Source organism: Rhodococcus sp. P3_B8, assembly GCF_056402775.1.
Window position 1 is genome coordinate 1 of sequence record NZ_JBFUGT010000049.1, and the last position, 22,665, is coordinate 22,665.

The 22,665-nt window shown below is 68.7% G+C and carries 20 protein-coding genes; 15 read left to right on the forward strand and 5 right to left on the reverse strand.

Features of this window, described 5'->3' with window-relative positions; translation table 11 throughout:
• Positions 1 to 295: 295 nt before the first annotated feature.
• The 3 genes from AC1D1G_RS18015 to AC1D1G_RS18025 are packed head-to-tail and all read left to right on the forward strand — an operon-like array spanning position 296 to position 5,161.
• On the forward strand, positions 296 to 2,398 hold the full coding sequence (locus tag AC1D1G_RS18015) for a hydantoinase/oxoprolinase family protein (RefSeq protein WP_105418114.1): 2,103 nt from the start codon (positions 296 to 298) through the stop codon (positions 2,396 to 2,398).
• On the forward strand, positions 2,395 to 4,344 hold the full coding sequence (locus AC1D1G_RS18020; protein ID WP_477953066.1) for a hydantoinase B/oxoprolinase family protein: 1,950 nt from the start codon (positions 2,395 to 2,397) through the stop codon (positions 4,342 to 4,344). Before AC1D1G_RS18015 ends, AC1D1G_RS18020 begins: the two co-directional genes overlap by 4 nt.
• A gap of 4 nt (positions 4,345 to 4,348) precedes the next feature.
• Entirely contained in the window at positions 4,349 to 5,161 is an 813-nt protein-coding gene (locus AC1D1G_RS18025) for an NmrA family NAD(P)-binding protein (RefSeq protein ID WP_477953067.1), read from the forward strand.
• Positions 5,162 to 5,203: 42 nt separating this feature from the next.
• Here the strand turns inward: AC1D1G_RS18025 and AC1D1G_RS18030 are convergent, their stop codons facing one another.
• Entirely contained in the window at positions 5,204 to 7,273 is a 2,070-nt protein-coding gene (locus AC1D1G_RS18030) for a PhoX family protein (RefSeq protein ID WP_477953068.1), read from the reverse strand.
• Positions 7,274 to 7,430: 157 nt separating this feature from the next.
• Here AC1D1G_RS18030 and AC1D1G_RS18035 point away from each other — a divergent pair, with 157 nt between their 5' ends.
• Entirely contained in the window at positions 7,431 to 8,447 is a 1,017-nt protein-coding gene (locus AC1D1G_RS18035; RefSeq protein ID WP_477953069.1) for a PHP domain-containing protein, read from the forward strand.
• Positions 8,444 to 9,265: an alpha/beta hydrolase gene (locus AC1D1G_RS18040; protein WP_283333319.1), complete on the forward strand. Its 822-nt coding sequence runs from the start codon at positions 8,444 to 8,446 to the stop codon at positions 9,263 to 9,265. The genes AC1D1G_RS18035 and AC1D1G_RS18040 overlap by 4 nt, the downstream gene beginning before the upstream one ends.
• A gap of 43 nt (positions 9,266 to 9,308) precedes the next feature.
• Here the strand turns inward: AC1D1G_RS18040 and AC1D1G_RS18045 are convergent, their stop codons facing one another.
• The 3 genes from AC1D1G_RS18045 to AC1D1G_RS18055 are packed head-to-tail and all read right to left on the reverse strand — an operon-like array spanning position 9,309 to position 12,150.
• Complete coding sequence (locus AC1D1G_RS18045) at positions 9,309 to 9,920, reverse strand: LutC/YkgG family protein (RefSeq protein WP_280779302.1); 612 nt, start codon at positions 9,918 to 9,920, stop codon at positions 9,309 to 9,311.
• Positions 9,917 to 11,398 (reverse strand): LutB/LldF family L-lactate oxidation iron-sulfur protein, encoded by a 1,482-nt coding sequence (locus AC1D1G_RS18050; protein ID WP_477953070.1) that lies wholly within the window; start codon positions 11,396 to 11,398, stop codon positions 9,917 to 9,919. Before AC1D1G_RS18050 ends, AC1D1G_RS18045 begins: the two co-directional genes overlap by 4 nt.
• On the reverse strand, positions 11,395 to 12,150 hold the full coding sequence (locus AC1D1G_RS18055; RefSeq protein WP_477953072.1) for a (Fe-S)-binding protein: 756 nt from the start codon (positions 12,148 to 12,150) through the stop codon (positions 11,395 to 11,397). The genes AC1D1G_RS18050 and AC1D1G_RS18055 overlap by 4 nt, the downstream gene beginning before the upstream one ends.
• Before the next feature lie 79 nt (positions 12,151 to 12,229).
• Here AC1D1G_RS18055 and AC1D1G_RS18060 point away from each other — a divergent pair, with 79 nt between their 5' ends.
• From AC1D1G_RS18060 to AC1D1G_RS18080, 5 genes are all read left to right on the forward strand, one after another.
• Complete coding sequence (locus tag AC1D1G_RS18060) at positions 12,230 to 12,925, forward strand: FadR/GntR family transcriptional regulator (RefSeq protein WP_283352233.1); 696 nt, start codon at positions 12,230 to 12,232, stop codon at positions 12,923 to 12,925.
• 172 nt (positions 12,926 to 13,097) lie between these two features.
• Positions 13,098 to 13,745, forward strand: a complete 648-nt coding sequence (locus AC1D1G_RS18065; RefSeq protein ID WP_054247469.1) for an IclR family transcriptional regulator — start codon at positions 13,098 to 13,100, stop codon at positions 13,743 to 13,745.
• A 167-nt stretch (positions 13,746 to 13,912) separates the two neighbouring features.
• Positions 13,913 to 15,133, forward strand: coding sequence for a CaiB/BaiF CoA transferase family protein (locus AC1D1G_RS18070; RefSeq protein WP_477953075.1), 1,221 nt, complete (start codon positions 13,913 to 13,915; stop codon positions 15,131 to 15,133).
• A gap of 81 nt (positions 15,134 to 15,214) precedes the next feature.
• The gene (locus tag AC1D1G_RS18075) at positions 15,215 to 16,546 is read left to right on the forward strand and encodes an SLC13 family permease (RefSeq protein WP_477953077.1); all 1,332 of its coding nucleotides are present in this window, start codon (positions 15,215 to 15,217) and stop codon (positions 16,544 to 16,546) included.
• A gap of 28 nt (positions 16,547 to 16,574) precedes the next feature.
• Positions 16,575 to 17,441 carry a hydroxymethylglutaryl-CoA lyase gene (locus AC1D1G_RS18080; RefSeq protein ID WP_477953079.1) on the forward strand — a complete coding sequence of 289 codons (867 nt, stop codon included), beginning with the start codon at positions 16,575 to 16,577 and terminating at the stop codon, positions 17,439 to 17,441.
• A 30-nt stretch (positions 17,442 to 17,471) separates the two neighbouring features.
• Here AC1D1G_RS18080 and AC1D1G_RS18085 read toward each other — a convergent pair whose 3' ends face one another.
• Positions 17,472 to 18,170 carry a GntR family transcriptional regulator gene (locus AC1D1G_RS18085; RefSeq protein ID WP_144288899.1) on the reverse strand — a complete coding sequence of 233 codons (699 nt, stop codon included), beginning with the start codon at positions 18,168 to 18,170 and terminating at the stop codon, positions 17,472 to 17,474.
• 169 nt (positions 18,171 to 18,339) lie between these two features.
• Between AC1D1G_RS18085 and AC1D1G_RS18090 the strand changes: the two genes are divergently transcribed.
• The 5 genes from AC1D1G_RS18090 to AC1D1G_RS18110 are packed head-to-tail and all read left to right on the forward strand — an operon-like array spanning position 18,340 to position 22,641.
• The gene (locus AC1D1G_RS18090) at positions 18,340 to 19,608 is read left to right on the forward strand and encodes an MFS transporter (RefSeq protein ID WP_005571253.1); all 1,269 of its coding nucleotides are present in this window, start codon (positions 18,340 to 18,342) and stop codon (positions 19,606 to 19,608) included.
• The gene (locus AC1D1G_RS18095) at positions 19,601 to 20,389 is read left to right on the forward strand and encodes a putative hydro-lyase (protein WP_477953081.1); all 789 of its coding nucleotides are present in this window, start codon (positions 19,601 to 19,603) and stop codon (positions 20,387 to 20,389) included. Before AC1D1G_RS18090 ends, AC1D1G_RS18095 begins: the two co-directional genes overlap by 8 nt.
• Entirely contained in the window at positions 20,379 to 21,134 is a 756-nt protein-coding gene (locus AC1D1G_RS18100; RefSeq protein ID WP_477953082.1) for a LamB/YcsF family protein, read from the forward strand. Before AC1D1G_RS18095 ends, AC1D1G_RS18100 begins: the two co-directional genes overlap by 11 nt.
• Positions 21,131 to 21,781, forward strand: coding sequence for a 5-oxoprolinase subunit B family protein (locus tag AC1D1G_RS18105; protein ID WP_283352229.1), 651 nt, complete (start codon positions 21,131 to 21,133; stop codon positions 21,779 to 21,781). The genes AC1D1G_RS18100 and AC1D1G_RS18105 overlap by 4 nt, the downstream gene beginning before the upstream one ends.
• On the forward strand, positions 21,778 to 22,641 hold the full coding sequence (locus AC1D1G_RS18110) for a 5-oxoprolinase subunit C family protein (protein ID WP_477953084.1): 864 nt from the start codon (positions 21,778 to 21,780) through the stop codon (positions 22,639 to 22,641). Before AC1D1G_RS18105 ends, AC1D1G_RS18110 begins: the two co-directional genes overlap by 4 nt.
• Positions 22,642 to 22,665: the final 24 nt, after the last annotated feature.

The window sequence follows — 22,665 nt, forward strand, 5'->3', positions numbered from 1 at the left end:
CCCGAGGGCACCTCCACGGCAACCGTTCTCGCGTCGGCCGCCCTCGGCGCGGGCATCGCCCTCGCCGGTGTTCTCGTCGGCGGCATCCTCGTGCGGGGCACCTGCGCGAAGTAGCGCCGCAAACACCTCGTCACACAGCACCCCGAACCGTCCGGTTCGGGGTGCTGTCGTCTGTCCGGGCCATCCGGGCACGGGCAGCGCCGAACGAGGACCGGTGAGTTCGGCGATATGTGACAAAGAAACCGGGCGGCGGAAGCGGTGCAATTGCCTTACAGAGACGAGCCCAGGAGGAATCGTGGAATCCAGAAAGATTCGGGTCGGTATCGACACCGGCGGAACATTCACCGACGTCGTGGCTGTGGACGAGGAGTCCGGAGCCGTCGTCACCACCAAGACACCCTCGACGCCTGCCGACCCGGCGCAGGGATTCCTCACCGGAATCGAGAAGGTGCTCGCCAAGCTCGGCGAGACCGGCGACGCGATCGGCGCCGTCAGCCATGGCACCACCGTCGCCACCAACAAGCTCCTCGAAGGCAAGGTCGAGAACCTCGGATTCATCACCACCGAGGGTTACGAGCACGTCCTCGAGATCGCCCGCCAGTCCGTCCCCGACGGCTACGGCAACTCCTACTTCTGGGTCAAGCCCGACCGCATCGTCCCCGCCGACCGCGTCCGCACCATCGGCGGCCGGCTCGCGTTCGACGGCAGCGAGATCCGTCCCCTCGTCGAGGACGACGTCCGCGAGGCCGCCCGCTTCTTCGCCGAGCGCGGCATCCGCACCATCGGCGTGTGCCTCATGCACTCCTACGCCGACCCGAGCCACGAGAACCGCGTCCGGGATCTTCTGCTCGAGGAATACCCCGAGGCCACGGTGAGCATCTCCAGCCAGGTGCTGCGCGAGTACCGCGAATACGAGCGGTCCATCACCACGCTGGTCGACGCGGCCGTGAAGCCGAACATCCGCAACTACGTGAACAACATCGCGAACCGGCTGCGCGAGTTCTCCTCCGACGAGGGCGAGGCCCGCGACATCCCGTTCTACGTGATGAAGTCGAACGGCGGCGTGCTCTCCGCCAAGGAGGTCGTGCACCAGCCGATCACGACGGTGCTGTCCGGCCCGGCGGCCGGCGCACTCGGCGCGGCGCTCATCGCGAGTGTCGCGGGTGTGGAGCAGGTCCTCACGTGCGACGGCGGCGGAACGTCGACCGACGTCACCGTCGTGGTCCGTGGTGAGCCCGCGCTCACCACCGAGGGGCGGGTGGGGGCGTACCCGTCGAAGATCCCGATGATCGACGTCGTCACCGTCGGCGCCGGCGGCGGCTCCATCGCCTGGCAGACCCCCGAGGGCACGCTCCGCGTCGGACCGCAGTCGGCGGGCGCCGACCCCGGCCCGCTCTGCTACGGCAAGGGCGGCAGCGAGCCGACGATCACCGACGCCCACGTGCTGCTCGGCCGCATCCCACCCCACCTGCTCGGCGGCGAGATCCCCCTCGACACCGAACTGGCCCGCAAGGGCGTCGAGCAGCTCGCCCACCAGTTGAAGCTCGACTTCGAGGCGTGCGCCACCGGCATCCTCGAGGTGTCGGCGTGGAACCAGGCCAACGCGCTGCGGCAGATCACGGTCAAGCGCGGCCTCGACGTCCGCGACTTCACCCTGGTCACGTTCGGCGGATCCGGTTCGCTGCTCGCCTGCCGGCTGGTCGACATCCTCGGTCTCAAGGACGTCCTCGTCCCGCTGAACCCGGGCAACGTGTCCGCATTCGGGCTGCTCACGGTCGACGTCCGCAACGACTACGTGCAGACCCACGTCTGCAGGCACGACCGCCTGAAGATCGAGGAACTGCAGTCGGGGCTGGACGCGCTCGCCGCCGAGGCGGAACGCGCACTCGCCGACGAAGGCTTCGGCGAGGCGGAGCGCAAGTACGCGCGTTCGGCCGACCTCCGCTACCTCGGCCAGGCCTTCGAGGTGCGGGTGCCCGTCGGTGAGGGTCCCGTCACGCAGGAGTTGATGGACGACGCCGCGGACAGGTTCCACCAGGCGCACAAGGAGCTGTACGGCTACGACTTCCGCGGCGACCCCCACCAGCACGTCGAGTGGGTGAACCTGCGCGTCAGCGGCATCGGCCCGATCAAGCGCCCGACGCTCAACGAGATCGCGGCGGGGACCGGAGCCGAGTCCGCCGTGACCGGCACCCGTCCGGCGTACTTCGACGAGTGGGTCACCACCCAGGTCTACGACCGGGCCCGGCTCGGCGCGGGCGACGTCCTCGAGGGTCCGGCGGTGATCGAGGAATTCAGCTCGACCATCCCCGTGCACCCCGGTTTCCGGGCAAGGATCGACACCTTCGGAAACATCCGCATCACCAAGATCGCCGACTCGAACGGAGCGAACCGATGACCGTCGCCACCGAACCCGTTGCAGTGCAAGCGGTCAAGCCCTACCGGCTGACCCCGGTCCACGGCACGACGCCCGACCCGGTGCTTGTGGAGATCGTCGCCGGCTACCTCGCCAGCGTCGAGATGGAGGTCGAGACGTCGATCTCGCGGACCTCCCGCTCCCCGATGATCCGCGACGCGCACGACTTCCGGGCCGGCATCCACGACCGCAACCTCCGGAAGCTCACGGGCCGTTCGTATTCGGCGCTGGTGCATCCGGTGGCGCGGGACTTCCCGCTCGACACGATGAAGCCCGGCGACGTCTACTTCCACAACGACGTCTACCTGTCCGAAGGCGGCATCGGCCACCTCCCCGACCTCTGCGTCACCGTCCCGGTGTTCGCCACCCGACCGGGCGAGGAGGAACCGTCCGTCGTCGCGTTCGTCCAGGCGTTCGGCCACCACGACGACATCGGCGGCTGCTGCCCGGGATCGATGCCCGCGGGTGCGACCACGGTGTACGAGGAGGGCCTGATGGTCCCGCCGATCAAGCTGTGGGATCAGGGTGTGCCCAACGAGGCCGCGCTGCGCATCATGACCCGCAACTCGCGGATGCCCGACGCGCTGGCGGCCGACCTCGACGCCGAGTGCTCCGCCTGCCTCATGGGCGCCCGTCGCCTCACCGAACTGTTCGAGCGGTACGGCTGCGACACCGTCGAGGCCTGCTTCGACGCGATGATGGACGCGACCACCGAGACGTACCGGCGGGAAATCCTCAGCAAGATCCCCAAGGGCGAGTACACGTGGGAGGACTACGCCGAACACGACGGCGTCGACGAGCCCATGCTGCACCGGCAGCGGATCACGCTCACCAAGACCGGCCCCGAGGACGAGGGCGGCGAACGCCTCATCCTGGACTTCAACGGCACCGGCCCGCAGGCCAAGGGTCCCATCAACCACTGCGGTGACTACGCCGACGGCAACTTCCTCATCAAGTGGCTCGCGCCGATCCTGCGCAACCTCGCCGACAGTCCCGAGCGGATGGCGGAACTCGACGTCAACGAGGGTGTCGTGCCGTTGATCGAGATGAAGTTCCCGGAGAAGGGCACGCTGATCACCCCGATCTTCCCGGCGCCCACCAACGCCCGGACGTTCGTGATCCTGCGGCTGCTCGGCGTGCTCGCCGGCGTCGTCGCGAAGGCCGTCGACGGGAACATGCCCGCCGACCAGGAGACCATCCGCTACACGGGGGTGTACGGCGAGGACTTCGACGGGCACTCGTACCTGATGCGGGAGGTGCTCGGCGGAGGGTCCGGCGGCAGGCACTACGCGGACGGGGAGGACACCATCCACGTCGTTCCCGACTCGCGGAACCTGCCGACCGAGTTCACCGAGAGCCGGTTCCCGTTCATCGTCGAGAAGCTCGGCCTGGCGAAGGACTCCGGCGGCGCCGGACGCTACCGCGGCGGCCTCGGCTACGAGAAGCACATCCGGATGCTCAAGGACGCGAACTTCATGTCCATCGCCGACCGGTCGATCCTCTCCTGCTGGGGAGTCAAGGGCGGCAAGGCCGGACGTCCGTTCTCGGTGGTCCTCGACCCGGGCGGCCCGAACGAGCGCGGGTTCGACGCGCTGACCGACGCCGAACCGATCAAGGCCGGCGAAGTGGTGCGCATCCGCACCACCGGTGGCGGCGGCTGGGGCGACCCACTCGACCGTCCGATCGAGGAAGTCGTCCGGGACGTGCTGTGGGGCAAGGTGTCCGCGCAGGGTGCACGCGTCGACTACGGTGTCGTGCTGGCCTCGTCGACCGGGGAACCGGTCGCGGACGTCGACGCCACGGACGCGCTGCGCGAGCAGATGCGCGCGGACCGCGGCCTGGACGAACCGTTCTTCGACCGCGGTCCCGGCTACGAACGCCTGTCCGGCGGTGCGAAGTTCGCCGAGTTCGACTTCATCGATCGGTGATCCGATGACCGAGTCACTCTCCCGCGGCGCCGAGATCGCCGTCATCGGCGCCGCGGGGAAGACCGGAGCCGCCGTCGTGGCGGCGCTCGAGGGACTCGCCGACGTACGCCGGGTGGTGCACACCGCCCGGCGTCCCGGCGACTTCGCCGTCGACCTCGAAACGGGTGCAGGACTCGAAGAGGCGCTGTCGGGTTGCCGGGGCGTGTACTTCATCGCCCCCAACGTGCACCCCGACGAGCCGGCGCTGCTGCGGAACGCGATGCGCGCCGCAGCGTCGGTGGGCGTCGAGCATCTCGTCTACCACTCCGTGGCCTGGCCGTACACCCCGCTCATGCCCCACCACGTCGACAAGGCGCGGTGCGAGGACGCGCTCCGGACGTTCGGCGGGCTCCGGTGGACCGTCCTGCAGCCGTGCGCCTACGCCGAGAATTTCGGGGCTGTGCTGGCGGGCACGGCGACGACCGTCGAACTGCCCTACAGTCCCGACGCGGCGTTCTCGTTCGTCGCACTCGCGGACGTCGCCGAGGTCGCGGCGCGCGTCCTCGCCGAGGGCCCGGACATCCACCACGGCGCCACCTACGAACTCGGCGGCCCGGAGGCCCTCAGCGTGCGGGACCTGTGCGACCGGGCGGGTGGCCCGGTGTCGGTGAAGCAGGTGTCCGTCGACGAGTGGATGTCGCGGCACGGGCGGAACCTGACGGACGACGGTCGCGCCCGGTTGGCCGCGATGTTCGAGTTCTACGACCGGTACGGGTTCCTCGCGGGCCACGCCCTGTTCGAGTCGCTGCTCGGGCGCCCGCCCACCCCCGCCAGGTGAGTGGCAAAGCGTGCTGGGGCACACTTTGCCACTCACCTGGGGTCAGACGCCGATCCGGCCGCCCGACTTCCACACCGCCACGACGGCGGGACGCGGCTGCGCGTCGCCGCCGTCGGGCCAGTGCGACGCCGGGTTGTCGGCGCTGGCGTCGTCCAGTTCACCCGGGTGCTGCACGCACACCGTGACCCGCTCGTCGCCGACGATCGGACCGCAGGTCTCGGCGCCCTTGGGCACGGTGAGGAACTGCTTGGTCTCCCCGCGGTTCGGGCCCTCGAGGACGACGCTGAACAGGCCGTCGTTGGACTTCAGCGCGTTGCCGTCGGTGGAGATCCACAGGTTGCCGTGCGGATCGAACGCCAGGTTGTCGGGGCAGGAGATCGGGCTGACGCTCGCCTTGTCGAAGCCGCCGAAGTACGTGTCGGCCTCCGTCGGGTCGCCGCAGACGAGCAGCAGGTTCCACGTGAACGCGGTGCCGGCGTGGTCGTCGGTGAGTTCGAGGACCTGGCCGTTCTTGTTGTTGTTCCGCGGGTTGGCCTCGTCGGCCGCCGCCGCGCCGTCGACGCCGCGCTTGGTGTTGTTGGTCAGCGCCACGTACACCTTGCCGGTCGTCGGGCTGGGTTCGAAGTCCTCGGGACGGTCCATCTTGGTGGCACCGACCTTGTCGCCGGCCTGACGGGTGAACACCGCCACCTCTTCGGCGCTCATGCCGTCGACGAGCGACTCACCCCGGCCGTCCTCGCCGGTGCGCAGCAGCGGGATCCACTCCCCGGTGCCGTCGAACGTGCCGCTCGCCGGCAGCGTGCCCGACCCGTCGATCTCGTCCGCCGAGTTGCCACTGAACTTCGCGACGTACAGGGTGCCCGCGTCGAGCAGCGTCATGTTGTGGCGCAACGCGGCCTGGCTCCTGCCGTCCATCACCTTGCGGCTGGAGACGAACTTGTACATGTAGTCGAAGCGCTCGTCGTCACCGCTGTACGCGACGACGGTGCCGTCGTCGGTGACATGGATGGTGGCGGCCTCATGCTTGAACCGGCCCAGTGCCGTGTGCTTGACGGGTGCGGACGTCGCGTCCCACGGGTCGACCTCGACGACGTAGCCGAAGCGGTTGACCTCGTTCGGCTCCTGGATGAGGTCGAAACGCTTGTCGAACCGTTCCCACTTACGCTCGGAGGCAGCACCTTCCACGCCGTACCGCTTCAGCCGTGCGGCGACGGCCGGATCGGTGACCAGTTCGGCGTTCGCGAAGTACTGGTTGAAGTTCTCCTCCCCCGACAGCACCGTGCCCCACGGTGTCACGCCACCCGAACAGTTGTTCAGCGTGCCGAGCACCTTCGTGCCCGTCGGGTCCGCGGACGTCTTCAGGAAGTCGCTGCCCGCGGCGGGACCGGTGACGACGAATTCCGTCGTCGCCGTGATGCGCCGGTTGTACGGTCCGAACTCGGGAGTGAGCGCGCCGGAGGCGGATTCGCCCTTCACCTGCACCACGGACAGCCCGTGGGCGGCGAGCGCGGTCTGGAACTGCTCCGGTGACGGGTTTTCGGCGTCGTAGCCCGTGAACATGAACGGCTCGGTGGTGTACTCGTGGTTGACCACCAGCAGGAAGGTGTTCGGCTGACCCTCGACCGGCAGGAGTCCGGCGAAGTCGTTGTTGAACCCGAACTGCTGCGCCTGCGCCTGGGCGGTCTGGTTGTCGAAGTCGAACGCGGGAGCCCCGGGCAGCACCGGGTCGCCCCAGCGGATCACCACGGCCTGCTCGTACCCGTCGGGGACGACGAGGGCGTCCTCGGTGTTGGGGGCGACGGCGTCGAAGTTCGTTCCGGTGGGCGCGGAACCGTCCGAACCGCCCGTGCCGGAGACGCTTCCGCTGCCGGAGTCGTCCGAGCAGGCCACCAGCGCGCTGCCCGCGCCGACGGCGAGGACGGCCATCCCCGTGCCGCGCAGCATCCCGCGCCGCGACAGGGCGGTGCGGGCGATGTCACGGAAATACTCGCCGTGCGAGGTGTTGGGCACGTCGTGGGAGCACGCGTTTCCGCACTTGTACTGACAAGTGACGGACGCGCGCGAGGACACTCCGTCGTGATTGACGAACAGTGCGAGGGGTTTCAAGCTCACCGTGGCTCCCGATTCGAATGTGGACAACTCCGGCACCGTAGAAGTCGTAAGCGAGACGAAGGGAACATTTGTATGAACGTGCGGACAACGAGGGGAGCCTAAGTTCTGGCAGAAATTGCTCCTAGCCAGCAGCCCGGCAGCCGTGCACCATTGAAAGATGGACCCCGTCGAAGCGCTGCGGGAAATTGCGTTCTGGCTCGAGCGCTCGCGTGACGAGGCACCGAGGATCGCCGCATTCCGGCGGGCGGCCGACGTGCTGACGTACGCGGACGAGGACGCGCTGGCCGACCTGAAGGAGCGCGGCTGGGTGTCGCCACCCGACATCGGGTCCGAGGCTGCCGCGATCATCCGTGAGTGTGCCGCGTCGGTGCCGCTGTACCTGACGTACCTGCGCAATGCGGCCGAACCGATCGGACTCGGCGGGACCGAACTGCTCGACGCGCTCCGCGGCGACCTGCACACCCATTCCGACTGGTCGGACGGCCGGTGCCCGATCCGGGAGATGATGCGCCGCGCCGCCGCCCTGGGCCACGAGTACTGCGCGATCACCGATCACTCGCCGCGGCTGACGGTCGCGAACGGAATGTCGTCGGAGCAACTGCTCTCCCAGCTGAGCGTCGTCGCCGAACTGAACGCGGAGCTCGCGCCGTTCCGCGTGCTGACCGGCATCGAGGTCGACATCCTCGTCGACGGCTCCCTCGACCAGGACGACGACCTGCTCGCCGACCTGGACATCGTGGTGGCCAGCGTGCACTCGCACCTGGACACCGACCGGGCGACGACGACCAAGCGGATGCTGCAGGCCGTGAAGTCCCCGCACGTCGACGTCCTCGGGCACTGCACCGGCCGGCTCGTCGAGGGTGCGCGGGGGCCGCGGCCCGAATCGAAGTTCGACGCGGAACGGGTGTTCGAGGCGTGCCGCGAGTACGGCACCGCGGTCGAGATCAACTCCCGCCCCGAGCGCCGCGACCCGCCGGGACGCCTGATCGACCTCGCACTGAACAGCGGGTGCAAGTTCTCCATCGACACCGACGCGCACACCACCGGTCAGCTCGCCTGGCAGGGGTACGCCTGCGAGCGCGCCGCCGAACGCGGAGTCGAGCCGTCGGACGTGATCAACACCCTGCCCGTCGCCGAGTTGCTGGAGTGGGCCGGAACACCGATCCGGCAATGATCCGCGTCGGCGTCGTCGCGCTCGTCGTCGTGGCTCTGCTGGTCGCCGCCGTGTGGGTATTGCAGCGACGACTGATCTACTACCCCGACAACTCCCCGGTGCCGCCTGCCGACCGACTGATCGCCGGGGCCGAGGACGTCACGCTGACCACCTCGGACGGCCTCGAACTCGGTGCCTGGTACGTCCCACCCGCGAGCGGGGACCCGCGCATGACCGTCCTCGTGGCCGCCGGGAACGCCGGCAACAGGGCCGACCGGGCGCTGCTGGCGTCCGACCTCGCCGCCGCCGGTTTCGCCACACTGCTCTTCGACTACCGCGGGTACGGCGGCAACCCCGGCCACCCCGGCGAGGACGGGCTGGCACTCGACGTCCGGGCGGCCCGCCGACACCTCGTCGACGAACGTCGCGTGCCGCCGGAGCGGCTGCTCTACTTCGGGGAAAGCCTCGGCACCGGCGTCGTCACCGAACTCGCCACCGAGCATCCGCCTGCGGGCCTGCTGCTCCGGTCGCCGTTCGTCGACCTCGCCGCCGTCGGCGCAGCGCACTACCCGTTCCTGCCGGTCAAGCTGTTGCTGCGCGACCGATTCCCCGTCGCGGAGTACGTCGCACGCATCGCTGTGCCCACCACCGTCGTCTACGGCACCGCCGACATCGTCGTCCCGCCGGAGCAGAGCGCTCGCGTGGCCGATGCGGCGCTCGGCCCGGTGGAAACCGTCGTGCTGCCCGGGGCCGGGCACAACGACGACGTGATGTTCGGTGGCGCGGAGATCGTCCGCGCCACCGCCGATCTGGCCGCGAGGGCGCTCCGCGCCCCGTGAGCCTTTTTGGTACCCGGGACTACCAAAAGGGCGCACGGGCGCGTCAGCGCACTATGACGACGTCCAGCGTCCGCGGACCGTGGACGCCCTCGACGCGGTTGAGTTCGATGTCGCTGGTGGCGCTGGGACCGCTGATGAACGTCAGCGGTTTGGTCGCGTCGAGGGTCTGGAAGGCCTGCGGCACGGTGTCGACGATCTGATCGGTGCGCACGATGCAGATGTGGTGATCCGGGACCAGGGTCAGTGCCCGCCGCCCCTGGCCGGCGCCGCCGTCGAGCACGATCGTCCCGGTGGCGGCGATCCCGAGGGTGCAGCCGGTGACGACCACGTCGAGCGCGTCGAGTTCGAGCGTCGACAGTTCGGCCGGTGCCCCGTCGACGACGACGTCACGTCGCGGCCGCCACGACAGCGGCAGGTCCGGCGGGACGACGGCGCGCGCCCCCTCCGCGATCAGCCCGGTGACGACCTCGGCAACCGTGCTCTCCTCGGCGCGGTGGACCTGCGCGCGGTAGTCGTCGACGGTGTGGGCGAAGAACTCGACGTCCCCGGGGCCCGACGCGGGCTGCCGGTGGTAGTCGCGGGGAACGGGTTCGGGGGCGGGCGCTTCGGCGAGCGCCGACCGGATCCGGGTCAGGATCTCTTCGCGTGCGGTCATCGTGTCGTGTCCTCGTGAGTGCGGGCCCACCATTGTCGGAAGGTCTCCTTCGGCGGGGAGGGGAGGTCGCGGCTCGCGGTCCACCTCGACCCCGGGTACGGCAGCGACGTGATGCGTCCCTTCTTGCCGCCCAGCACCCGGCCGATCTTGGACGCCGTCTCGGCGGCGGCGAACCGCTTCTCCGACCCCATCACGAAGCCCGCGGCCTTCATCGCGAGGTCCTGGCCGCCGGGAAGCCCGTGCCGCTCGGAGTCGACCTGTTCCGCGCGCAGGTGCACCAGGATGCTGGGGATGTCGATGCGCACCGGGCAGGCGTCGAAGCAGGCGCCGCACAGCGTCGAGGCGAACGGCAGCGAGGCGTTCGGGTCGTCGTGGCCGGTGGTCCCGGTGAGTTGCGGGCTGAGGATCGCGCCGATCGGGCCCGGATACACGGACCCGTACGCGTGACCGCCCGCCCGCTCGTAGACGGGACACACGTTCAGGCAGGCGCTGCAGCGGATGCAGTGGAGCGCCGACCGCCCGACCTCGTCCGCGAGGACGTTGGTGCGACCGTTGTCGAGGAGGACGACGTGGAAGTTCTGCGGGCCGTCGCCGGGATGCACCCCGGTCCACATGGAGGTGTACGGGTTCATCCGCTCGGCGGTGGACGACCGCGGCAGCAGTTGCATGAACACCTCCAGGTCGGTGAACGTCGGGACCAGTTTCTCGATGCCCATGAGGGTGATGAGGGTGTCGGGGAGGGTGAGGCACATCCGTCCGTTGCCCTCCGACTCCACCACCGCGAGGGTCCCGGTTTCCGCGACCCCGAAGTTCGCGCCGCTGATCGCCACCTTCGTGGAGAGGAACTTCCGCCGGAGGTGTGCCCGCGCGGCCATCGCGAGTGCCCGCGGATCGTCGGTGATGTCCTTGTCGATGCCCGGCATCGATTTCAGGAAGATCTCGCGGATCTCGGCGCGGTTGCGGTGGATGGCGGGAACGAGGATGTGGCTCGGCTTGTCCTCGCCGAGTTGGACGATGAGTTCGGCGAGGTCGGTTTCGATCGCCGCGATCCCGTTCTCCTCGAGATGCTCGTTGAGGCCCGTCTCCTGGGTGGCCATCGACTTGACCTTCACGACCTCGTCGGAGCCGGTGGCCCGCACGAGATCGGTGATGATCCCGTTCGCCTCCTCCGAGTCGCGCGCCCAGTGGACGGTGCCGCCGCGGGCGGTGACGTTCTCCTCGAACTGCACGAGCAGTTGGGGGAGCCGCGCCATCACGTCCGCCTTCAGGGCGCTGCCCGCCCGGCGCAGTTCCTCCCAGTCGTCGACCTCGGCGACCGCGGCGATGCGCTTGTTGCGGATGGTGGTGGTGGCCGCGCCGAGGTTGGCGCGCAGCTGGGTGTCGGCGAGCGATTTCCGCGCCGCGTCGGGGAAAGATTCTGTGCCCCGGATATTTCCGGTGCCCGCATGGAAGGTGGGTGAGCCGAGGAACGTGGTCATGCGTTGCTCCCGATCTTCTCGGTGCTCGCCAGGATCTCGGCGAGGTGGACGGTGCGGACCCCGCTGCGCAGCCGGGACAGTCCGCCGCCGATGTGCATCAGGCAGGACGAGTCGCCGGCGCTGCACACCTCGGCGCCCGTGCTCAGGACGTTGCCCATCTTGTCGGCGAGCATCGCGGTCGACGTCTCGGAGTTCTTCAGCGCGAACGTTCCGCCGAAACCGCAACAGGATTCGGCGGCGGGCAGTTCGATCAGCGTCATCCCGCGCACCGCGCGCAGCAGTTGCAGCGGCTTGTCGGCGACGCGCAGCATCCGCAGCGAGTGGCATGTCGGGTGGTACGTCACCCGGTGGGGGTAGTAGGCGCCGACGTCGGTGACGCCGAGGACGTCGACGAGCAGTTCCGACAGTTCGTACGTCCGGGACGCGACCTCCTCGGCGCGCGTCGCGAGCGATTCGTCGCCGTACCGGCGGGCGACCATCGCGTGCTGGTGCCGGACGGATCCGACGCAGGAACCGGACGGCGCCACCGCGACGTCCCAGGACGGTCCGCTCTCGAACGCCTCCACGTGGTGACGGACGAGTGGCAGCGCTTCGGCCTGGTAGCCGGTGTTGACGTGCATCTGCCCGCAGCACGTCTGCTTCGGTGGGAACACGACCTCGTGGCCGAGCCGCTCGAGCAGGCGGACCGTCGAGGTGGCGGATTCGGGGAACAGGGCATCCGCCAGGCACGTGGCGAACAGGGCGATTCTCATCGGGTACTCCAACCGGGCTGGGCTGTGGTCTGACCACAGTAGCGCACTGTGGTCAGACCACACCAGGTAAACTTCCGTCGTGCGCACACACGAGGTCGTCCTGCATCGCATCGAGCAGGATCTGGCGGCAGGCAAACTCACCGTCGGCGGTCGTCTGCCCGCCGAGCGCGCACTCGCGGAGGAACTGGGGGTCGGACGCTCGTCCGTCCGCGAGGCCATACGCGTGCTCGAGGCCATGGGCATCGTCCGCACGGCCGTCGGGTCCGGACCGGACGCAGGCGCGATCGTGGCCGCCGACCCGGCCGCGTCCATCGGCGCGGCCATCCGACTGCACATGGCGACGCGCACGCTGCCCATCCACGACGTCGTCCAGACGCGCACACTGCTCGAGTCGTGGGCGGTGCAGGAAGCCGCCGGACAGGCCCCCGACCTCGACTTCTCGACCATCGACACACTGCTCGACGCGATGGACGACGAGGACCTCTCACCCGAGGCGTTCCACCGGCTCGACGCCGACCTGCATGTCGCGATGGCCGGACTCGCGGGCAACGTCCTCGTCGAGGCGATGATGGTCTCGCTCCGCGACTCCATTCACGGCTACGTCATACAGGCCGTTCCGCTCCTCGACGACTGGCCTGCGGTCGCGACCCACCTCCGCTGCGAGCACCGCGGCATCGTCGCCGCCCTCCGCGGCGGACACGGCGCCGAGGCCGCTGGCCTGGTGCGGGAGCACATCGAGGGCTTCTACGGGCGTTTCGCGCCCGTGCGTGGGTGACGTGTAGAGGCGGGCGGTGATCGGGCGAGTGCAGCATCGGCACCGCCGCCGAGTGGGAGGGGTGACCAGACCGGTGATCCGTCGTGTCGCTGGTGCTCGAAGCTAGGATCGTGTGACACAGGCGGCAACACCATGCAGTTCCCGGGCGTGGTTTCGTGGGGAGAATCGGGCCATGGCGGACGAGCAGCGCAAGACGGTCGGTGTCTTGTCGCGCGCGTTCGCCATCATCGACGCCGTCGAGTTACGACCGATGATCACGAGCGAGCTTGCGCGCACTGTCGGCTTGTCGAAGTCGACCACCCAACGTCTCGTGGCCGAGCTCGCCCACTATGGCTACCTGCGTCGAGATGCCGAGGGTCGATACTGGCTCGGGTATCGCTTCACTGCAGCGGGGATGACCGATATCGCCATGCCGGTGCTTCGGGAGCTGAGCGAGGGCACCGGTGAGTCCTCGCAGTTGTGGGTCCGGCGCGGTGACCTGCGCTTGTGCGCCGCCAGTGTCGAATCGTCGAACGAACTGCGGGCCACCATGCCCGTCGGCACCACATTTCCGCTGGCGGAAGGGTCGAGCGGTCACGTGCTGGCCGGCGATTTCGACAACGACCCCGTCGCGCGACGCCGCGGCTGGTGGCAGACGCTCTCCGAGCGGGTTCCCGGCCTCGGCTCGGTCAGTGCACCGGTACGAGTGCACGGCGAGATCGTCGCGTCGGTGTGCGTGTCGGGCCCGTTGCACCGGCTCGGTGACGATCCCGGACCCCGTCTCGGTCCCTCGGCCGTCGACGCCGCTCATCGCATCGAAAAGTCACTTCTCGACTCCTGACCCCGGCGGGTGCGTCTATTCGTGTCATCTCGACGTGGGCCGGCCGCCATGCCTCGTTGCGCTCTGTGATCCGGAGCACTATGGTTGCCCCATTATTCGGGCCATAATGACCCAAATAATGGGCCACCACGAAGATTGATCGCATCGCCGACAGGAATCGGAGCGTCATGAACAACGCCACCACAGGTCCGCTCGACGGCATCACTGTCCTGGAGCTCGGTAACTTCATCGCAGCGCCCTTCGCGACCCGGCTGCTGGCTGATTTCGGCGCCGAAGTCATCAAGATCGAGCGTCCCGACGGTGGGGACGAGCTGCGCGGTTGGCGTCGCAGCAGGGGCACCACCTCGATGATGTATCGCACCATCGCCCGAAACAAACGATCGGTGACGCTCGATTTGAAGAGCGCCGAGGGGCAGCAGCTGGTGCTGGACCTGGCCGCCCAGGTCGATGTCGTGATCGAGAACTTTCGCCCTGGCACGCTCGAACGCTGGAACATCGGGCCCGAACAGTTACAGGCAGCGAACCCGGACATCGTCCTGGTCCGGATCTCCGGTTACGGCCAGAACGGCCCCTATGCGCAGCGCGCCGGCTTCGGTGGGGTCGCCGAGGCGTTCGGCGGATTGCGTTATGTGACCGGCTATCCCGACCGTGAGCCGGTGCGTCCGGCAGCACCGCTGGGCGACACCCTCGCCGGTCTCTACGGCGCGGTCAGCGCGTTGATGATGCTTCTGGCCAAAGCCCGCGGCGGCGACCACCCGAGGCCCCAGGTCGCCGATGTCGCACTGTACGAATCGGTCTTCATGGCGATGGAGTCGCTGACCGCTGACTACGACGCCTATGCCATGGTGCGCGAGCGCACCGCCGGCAATCTTCCCGGTGTGGTGCCCAGCGGCTCCTACCCGTGTGCCGACGGCTCGGTTCTGATCGCCGGGAACGCCAGCGGGGTCTTCGCGAGGCTGATGAACGCCGTCGGCCGCCCGGACCTGGCGAGTGATCCCGACCTGGTCGACGGCACCAAACGATATCTGCGGGAAGACGATCTCGACGAGGCGATCGTGGCATGGACGACGACCCGATCCACGAGAGACGTCGTCACCGAACTGTCCGACGCCGGTGTCCCGGCCAGCGACGTCTACGACGCCGCCCGCATCGTCTCCGACGAGCACTATCTGGCCCGCGGGATGATCCAGCCGTTCAAGGTCGATGTCGAAGACGGCTCACCCGAGGAGGTGCGCTTTCCCGGCGTGGTACCTCAGTTCGATGGCCAGGCAACGAAAGTCGGGTGGTTGGGGCCTGATCTCGGTGCCGACACCGAGCCCGTACTGGGCCGGATGCTGGGCCTGACGCCCGACCGCCTGAACGCACTGCGCACAGCAGGCGTCATCTGACCCGCGGGCATCCGCCGCCCCTCTGCTCCCTGGTGCAGCCGCACCCTTCCCGTTTGCCCCGCACGGAAAGAACACGGTCCCATGGTCTACGCCATCTCCATCCTCGCCCTCGTACTGATCTTCACCATCGCCACCAAGGTGCCGATCAACATGGGCATCCTCGCCTTCGCCGGCGCCTTCCTAGTCGGCGGATGGGTGTCGGGGATCCCGATCGACGACATCGTCGACGCATTTCCCGGTGACATCTTCCTGATCGTCGCCGGGATCACCTTGCTGTTCGCAATCGCCAAGGCCAACGGCACCATCAACATCATCGTCGAATCGGCCCTACGCCTGGTCCACGGACGGCGCTGGGCGCTGGTGTGGATGATGTTCCTGCTCTCCGGCGCGCTGATGGCCCTGGGATCACCGATGGCGGCAGGCATGCTCGCCCCCATCGCGATGCGGCTGGCCGGGAAAAAGAAGATCAACCCCCTGCTGATGGGCATGGCCATCAACCACGGTGCTCTGGGCTGCGCGTTCTCGCCCATCACGATCTACGGTGCCTTCGTCAACGGATTGATCAAATCCGCCGGGTACGAGGCGAACCCGCTGCTGCTGTTCATCGTTCCCTTCGCACTGAACACCCTGTTCCTCGCCGTACTGTTCGCCATCTACGGCCGCGACCTGCTCCACGAGCTGCCCGAAGACCGTGACGAAATCACCGGCGCCGGCGCCAGCTCAGGCGCACCGACCCGCCCCCATCCCAGCCCGGGATCTGGCACCGCCTCCGCGACCGCCGTCCTGCCTGACGTCGATGTCATCGGCCGGACCCCGTTCAACCGGGAACGGGTCGCGACGCTCATCGGAATCCTGCTCCTGGCAGTAGGTTCGGTGGCCTTCAACGTCGACGTCGGAGTCAGCTCGATCTGCATCAGCACGGTTCTGCTGCTGATGGCCCCGAAGAAGATGCCCCGGATCGAAGACAAGGTGGCGTGGCCGGCCGTCGTGCTGGTGTGCGGCATGCTCACCTACATGACGGTGCTCAAACAAAACGGCACCCTCGACTTCCTCGGCGACGCCGCCACCCACCTCGGCTCCCCTCTCGCCGCCGCGCTGATCCTGCTGTACGCCGCCGCGATCATCTCCGCGGTCGGCTCCTCGATCGGCACCCTGGGCATCGCGCTGCCGCTGGCCGCACCCATGCTCGCCGCCGGGGAACTCGGCGCGCTGGGTTTCATCATCGCGCTGGCCTTCGCCTCCACCGTCGTCGACGTCAGCCCCTTCGCCACGAACGGATCCATCGTGGTGGCCGAGGCCGACGTCGAAGACCGTCAACGGTTCCAGCGCAGCGTCCTGGCCTACTGCGGCCTGGTCGTGCTCCTCGCCCCGCTGGTGGCCTGGGCCCTGATCGTCGTTCCCACCTCGCTCTGATCCCCGGCCACCCCAAGAAGGTTCTCGCATGCCCGTCACCATCACCGACGTCGTCCTGCGCGACGGTCTACAGGACGAGAACGTCCTCGTCGCCACCGACGACAAACTCACCATCGCCGACGCGCTGGTGGCAGCCGGAGTCCGGCAGATCGAAGCCGTGTCCTTCGTCTCGCCCACCCGCGTTCCTCAGATGGCCGACGCCGACGCGCTCATCGCCCGGTTGCAGCCCTACCGCGCCACCACGCAGGTCAGCGCGTTGGCGCTGAACCCCACCGGGGTTCACCGTGCAGTGGCCGCCGGAGTCGACGTCGTGCACATCGCGGCGTCGGCCAGTTCCGCACACAGCCGAGCGAACGCCGGCAAGTCCGCTGCACAGGCCCTCGAGGACCTGTCCCAGGCGGTGGCCGGCTACCCGGAGCAGCGGTTCCTCGGCGGGATATCCACCGCATTCGTCTGCCCGTTCGAGGGAACCGTCTCACCCACACGTCTGGTAGAGGTCGCCGAACAGTTCGCAGCCATGGGGATACGCGCCCTGGGGCTGGCCGACACCCTGGGCACCGCCACCACCGAGCACGTGCTCACCGCGGTGGGCGCCGTGCGCGAAGCACTGCCCGACCTCACCATCGGACTGCACCTGCACAACGCCGACGGCCAAGCACTCACCACCGCCCTGCAAGCAGCACGCCATCTGGGGATCGCACACTTCGACAGCGCGGTCGGCGGATACGGCGGGTGCCCCTTTGCACCGGGCGCACACGGCAACCTCGCGACCGAGGAGCTGGTCGCGCATTTTCACCGTCATGATGTGGAAACCGGCATCGATCAGGCACAGGTCACCGCCGCAGCATCGTTGGTCAAGCGTGTCCTCACAGCCGCACCGCAGCTCTCGGTGTGATGGTCGACCGGTGAGCGAGCGCGAAGCGCCTCAGTACGCCTCGAGGATCTGCGCCTCGGCGTCTTCGAGGTAGGTCTTGAGTAGCTGACCTGCGGCTTCGGTGTTGCCCGCGACCAGCGCGTCGTAGATCTCGTGATTGCGGGTGAGGTACGGGCCGTGGAATCGGTGGGCGTCGTCCATGACGTGGAAGACGAGCCGCGCCTCGTTCCACACGCTGCGCATGAGTTCGTCGATGCGATTGCTGTTGTTGAGGCTCGCGAGGGCGCTGTGGAAGTGGATGTCGGCGGTGCCGACTCCGGTCCAGTCCTCGACGGCGTACCGCTCGTCGGCCAGGTCCAGGGCCTCGGCCACGCGCGACAGGTCGCCGGTGGCGGGGTCGAATCCGTTGACGCCCGCACATTCGACGACGCGCCGGCAGATGTACAGCTCGGTGATGTCCTCGGCCGTGGGCACGCGGACGAAGACGCCGCGGTTGAGTTCGTGCGCGACCAGTCGGTCTTCGATCAGGATCTGGAAGGCCTCGCGCACCGTGTTGCGGGAGACGTCGAGGGCGGCGCAGATGTCGGGTTCGGAGAGACGCGCCCCTGGTCGGAACGTTCCGTCGATGATTGCGTCCCGCAGAATGCCGGCCACCCGGGTGGTCCTGCTGGTGCGTTCGAGCAGGCCGCGGTGAGCGGCCAGGCGGGAATGCGCATCGCCGCGAAGGGCATTCGAGCTGGTCAAGTCCACTCCTCAGGTTTCGATCTCGACCGCAATCATAGTTGTGAGCTCGGTTCCGCGATGAATTCCATGTTAAACGATCCTCTCAGGGTATTGCAGGATCGTTGAACGATTTGTACCGTGATGGGAGTTACACCGTTTCTTCCGGCAGTTACATCCCTTCTTCAGGCGAGGTGCCATGACCACAGATACACAGACCGAGGTCGCGCAGGCGCGCCCCTTCGACTGGTTCCGCACCCTCGGGCCGAAGGGAAAGAGAGCCTTCATCGGCGCGTTCGGCGGGTACGGACTCGACTCCTACGACTTCCAGGTCCTCCCGCTCGGCCTCGCGGCCATCGCCGCCTACTTCGGCCTCACCACCGGACAGGCTGGTCTGCTGACGACGGTGACGCTGGTCGTGTCTGCGCTCGGCGGTGCCCTCGCCGGCATCCTCGTCGACAAGATCGGCCGGGTCCGCACCCTGCAGGTCACGGTCGCGACGTACACGATCTTCACGGTGCTGTGCGGCTTCGCGCAGAACTTCGAGACGCTGCTCGTCTTCCGCGCCTTCCAGGGCCTCGGCTTCGGCGGCGAGTGGGCGGCGGGTGCGATTCTCGTGGCCGAATACGCCCGGGCCGAGTACCGGGGCCGGGCCGTAGCGTTCGTCCAGAGCGCGTGGGCAGTGGGCTGGGCGCTGGCGGTGATCGTCTACACGGTCGTCTTCCAGCTGTTCGATCCCGACGTCGCGTGGCGAGTGCTGTTCTTCACCGGTGTCCTGCCCGCGTTCCTCATCATCTGGGTTCGCCGGAATCTGAAGGATCCCGAGGTCGTCACGAAACGTCGTGAGTCCGCGGGCAAGGAGACCGGCTCGTTCGCCGCGATCTTCCGCGGCGGACTGCTCAAGACCACCGTCCTCGCGTCGCTGCTCGCCACCGGCGTGCAGGGCGGCTACTACACGCTGGCGTCCTGGCTGCCCACATTCCTGAAGACCTCGCGCGGACTCGACGTCGTCGGCACCGGCGGCTACCTCGCCATCCTGATCTCGGGTGCGTTCCTCGGCTACGTCAGCGGCGGCATCCTCACCGACAAGCTGGGACGCAAGCGGACCATGCAGCTGTTCGCGGCACTGTCGGCCGTCTTCATGGTGGGCTACACCCAGGTGCCCGAGGGCGCGAACATGTTGATCCTCATCCTGGGCTTCCCCCTCGGCTTCTGCACGTCGGCGATCTTCAGTGGATTCGGATCGTTCCTGTCCGAGCTGTACCCGACGCAGTCCCGCGGCACGGGCCAGGGCTTCACGTACAACTTCGGCCGCGCGGTCGGCGCCGTGTTCCCGGCGGTCGTCGGTTTCCTGGCGGCCACCCAGCTGGGTATCGGCGGCGCGATGATCTTCGGTGCGCTCGGATACGCCATCGCCGTCTTCGCCCTGTTCTTCCTCCCCGAGACCCGCGGGATCCAACTTGACTGACTCACCGGCCGACCTCCGCTCCGCGTTCCGTTCGGGACGTGTCACCCCGACCGCCGGTCTGGCGCCCGGATTCGCCCAGACGAATCTCATCGCCGTACCGGAGGACTGGGCCTACGACGTCCTGCTGTTCACGCAGCGGAACCCCAAGCCGTGCCCCGTCCTCGACGTCGGCGACGTCGGCTCCCGCACGACGATGCTCGCCCCCGGCGCCGACATCACCACGGACCTGCCGCTGTACCGCGTGTGGAAGGACGGCGAACTGGCCGACGAGACCGCGGACGTGTCGGGGCTGTGGCGGGACGACCTCGTGGCGTTCCACATCGGGTGCAGCTTCACGTTCGAGCACCCGGTGGCCGCCGCCGGGGTCCCGCTGCGGCACGTCGAGCAGGGCAGCAACGTCCCGATGTTCGTGACCAACCGTGAATGCCGGCCCGCGGGCCGGATGAGCGGACCGATGGTGGTGTCGATGCGGCCCGTTCCCGAACATCAGGTCGCGCTCGCCGCGGCGATCTCGGCGCGGATGCCTGCCGTCCACGGTGGACCCGTGCACATCGGCGATCCCGCGGAACTCGGCATCGCCGATGTCGCGGCCCCCGACTTCGGCGATCCGGTGAACTTCGAGCCCGGCGACGTTCCGGTGTTCTGGGCCTGCGGGGTCACCCCGCAGGCGGCGGTGATGGCGTCCCGGTTGCCGTTCGCGATCACCCACGCGCCCGGGTACATGCTGATCACCGACATCCCGGACAGCGAGTACGTGCTGGAGGTTCCCGATGCGCGTTGATCTGAACTGCGACCTCGGTGAGGGCTTCGGGCAGTGGACCCTGGCGGACGACGAGGCCCTCCTCGACATCGTCACGAGCGCGAACATCGCGTGCGGTTTTCACGCGGGGGATCCGATGATCATCCGCCGGGCCTGCGAGGGTGCGGCCGAGCGCAACGTCGCGATCGGTGCGCACGTGGGTTTCCGGGATCTGGCCGGATTTGGCCGTCGTGAACTCGCGGTGTCACCGGCGGATCTGCGCGACGAGACGCTGTACCAGATCGGCGCGCTCGCCGGGTTCGCGCGTGCCGCCGGGTCCCGCGTGTCGTACGTCAAACCGCATGGTGCGCTCTACAATTCCGCCGCGCTCGACTACGGGCGGGCCGAGGCGATCGCGTCGGCCATCGGCCGGTTCACCGAACCGCTCGCGCTGATGGGTCCACCCGGCTCGCAGTTGCAGCGTGCGGCGCAAACCCATGGCATCGCGTTCGTCGCCGAGGGTTTCGCCGATCGCCGCTACACCGCCGCGGGCACGTTGACCCCGCGCTCGGTGACCGGCGCCGTCATCGACGATCCCGACGTCGCCGCCGCCCAGGCCGTGCGCATGGTGTCGAGCGGAACGGTGGAGTCGATCGACGGCGCCGACGTCGCGGTGTCGGTGCACAGCATCTGCGTCCACGGCGATTCGCCGGGGTCCGTGCGCACGGCCCGCCAGGTTCGGCACGCCCTGGAGAGCGCCGACGTCACGCTCGGGTCCTTCGCATGACCACCCCGAGCGCAGGCACCCGGATCCTTCCGGCGGGCAACCGGGGCCTCCTCGTCGAACTGGAGTCGGAACCCTTCGTGGTGTCGCTGACCGAACGCCTCCGCCGCACCCCGGTCCCGGGGGTGGAGGACGTGCTTCCTGCGGCGCGGACGGTGCTCGTGACCACGACTCCGCGCACCGACCTCGACGAGGTGCGCCGCGCGCTGCGGACGATGACCGTCGACCTCGAGGTGCACGAGGACAGCCGCGCAACCGAATCCGAGCCGGTCACCATCCCGGTCCGCTACGACGGCGCCGATCTCGCCGACGTCGCCGACCATCTGCGGATGAGTCGCGAGGACGTGATCGCGGCGCACACGGCGGCCACCTGGCGTTGTGTATTCATCGGATTCGCACCGGGTTTCGCCTACCTGAGTTGCGGCGACGACCGGCTCACCGTGCCACGGCGGGCCCAGTCCCGGACCGTGGTGCCCGCCGGGTCCGTGGCCCTCGCCGGTGGCTACGGCGCGGTGTATCCCCGGTCCTCACCCGGCGGATGGCAGATCATCGGAACCACGGACTCCCCGATGTGGAACCTCGACGCGAACCCTCCGGCGCTGCTGCAGCCGGGGCGCCGCGTCCGATTCGTCGACGAGGAAACACTGTGAGTGAACTCGAAGTACTCGAAACGGGTCCGCTCAGCCTGATCCAGGACCTCGGCCGCCCCGGCTACCTGAGTTCGGGTGTGGGTGTGTCCGGCGCCGCCGACCGCGGATCCGCGAAGCTGGCCAATCGGCTGGTCGGGAACGACGAGAACAGCGCGTGCATCGAGGTGCTGATGGGCGGCCTCGCCCTCCGCGCGCCGCAGGTGACCATCGTCGCCGTCACCGGCGCACCCGCTACGGCGCTGCTCGACGGAATCCCGATGGGGCATGCCAGCGTCATCGTGATGCAGCCGGGACAGACGCTGCGCCTGCAGTACGCGCAGGTCGGCCTGCGCAGCTACGTCGGCGTCCGAGGCGGCGTCGCGGTGCCGGACGTGCTCGGCTCCCGCAGCACCGACACCCTCTCCGGAATCGGCCCGGAAGCGTTGAAACCCAACGACGTTCTGCTCGTCGGCACCGCGGCGACGAGTTTCCCGAACGTCGAGGTCGCGCCCGTCCCCCCGATGGCGGCGGGAACGCTGTCGGTGCGGGTCGTCGGCGGCCCCCGCGACGACTGGTTCACCAACCCCGAAGCGTTGACCACGGGGGTGTGGGCCGTCTCCCCGGACACCGACCGCATCGGGGCGCGCCTGAACCGGCACGGCGACGCGCCTGCACTGGTGCGGACGTCCGAGGCCGAACTCCCGACCGAAGGTGTCGCGCTCGGCTCCATCCAGGTTCCGCCGAGCGGGCAGCCCGTCGTCTTCCTCGCGGACCATCCCATCTCGGGCGGTTATCCCGTCATCGGCGTCGTCGCGGACGAGGACATCGACCGGATCGCCCAGGCTCGACCCGGACAACTGATTCGCTTCACCACTGCGTGATCGGCTTCGCTCCGATCCCACTAC

Excerpts from the sequence above, each read along its gene's own strand:
- AC1D1G_RS18035 (WP_477953069.1), top strand. The coding sequence starts at position 7,431 with ATGGACCCCGTCGAAGCGCTGCGGGAAATTGCGTTCTGGCTCGAGCGC.
- AC1D1G_RS18025 (WP_477953067.1), top strand. The coding sequence starts at position 4,349 with ATGACCGAGTCACTCTCCCGCGGCGCCGAGATCGCCGTCATCGGCGCC.
- AC1D1G_RS18100 (WP_477953082.1), top strand. The coding sequence starts at position 20,379 with ATGCGCGTTGATCTGAACTGCGACCTCGGTGAGGGCTTCGGGCAGTGG.
- AC1D1G_RS18055 (WP_477953072.1), bottom strand. The coding sequence starts at position 12,150 with ATGAGAATCGCCCTGTTCGCCACGTGCCTGGCGGATGCCCTGTTCCCC.
- AC1D1G_RS18090 (WP_005571253.1), top strand. The coding sequence starts at position 18,340 with ATGACCACAGATACACAGACCGAGGTCGCGCAGGCGCGCCCCTTCGAC.
- AC1D1G_RS18065 (WP_054247469.1), top strand. The coding sequence starts at position 13,098 with ATGGCGGACGAGCAGCGCAAGACGGTCGGTGTCTTGTCGCGCGCGTTC.
- AC1D1G_RS18070 (WP_477953075.1), top strand. The coding sequence starts at position 13,913 with ATGAACAACGCCACCACAGGTCCGCTCGACGGCATCACTGTCCTGGAG.
- AC1D1G_RS18080 (WP_477953079.1), top strand. The coding sequence starts at position 16,575 with ATGCCCGTCACCATCACCGACGTCGTCCTGCGCGACGGTCTACAGGAC.
- AC1D1G_RS18020 (WP_477953066.1), top strand. The coding sequence starts at position 2,395 with ATGACCGTCGCCACCGAACCCGTTGCAGTGCAAGCGGTCAAGCCCTAC.
- AC1D1G_RS18045 (WP_280779302.1), bottom strand. The coding sequence starts at position 9,920 with ATGACCGCACGCGAAGAGATCCTGACCCGGATCCGGTCGGCGCTCGCC.
- AC1D1G_RS18050 (WP_477953070.1), bottom strand. The coding sequence starts at position 11,398 with ATGACCACGTTCCTCGGCTCACCCACCTTCCATGCGGGCACCGGAAAT.
- AC1D1G_RS18075 (WP_477953077.1), top strand. The coding sequence starts at position 15,215 with ATGGTCTACGCCATCTCCATCCTCGCCCTCGTACTGATCTTCACCATC.
- AC1D1G_RS18040 (WP_283333319.1), top strand. The coding sequence starts at position 8,444 with ATGATCCGCGTCGGCGTCGTCGCGCTCGTCGTCGTGGCTCTGCTGGTC.
- AC1D1G_RS18105 (WP_283352229.1), top strand. The coding sequence starts at position 21,131 with ATGACCACCCCGAGCGCAGGCACCCGGATCCTTCCGGCGGGCAACCGG.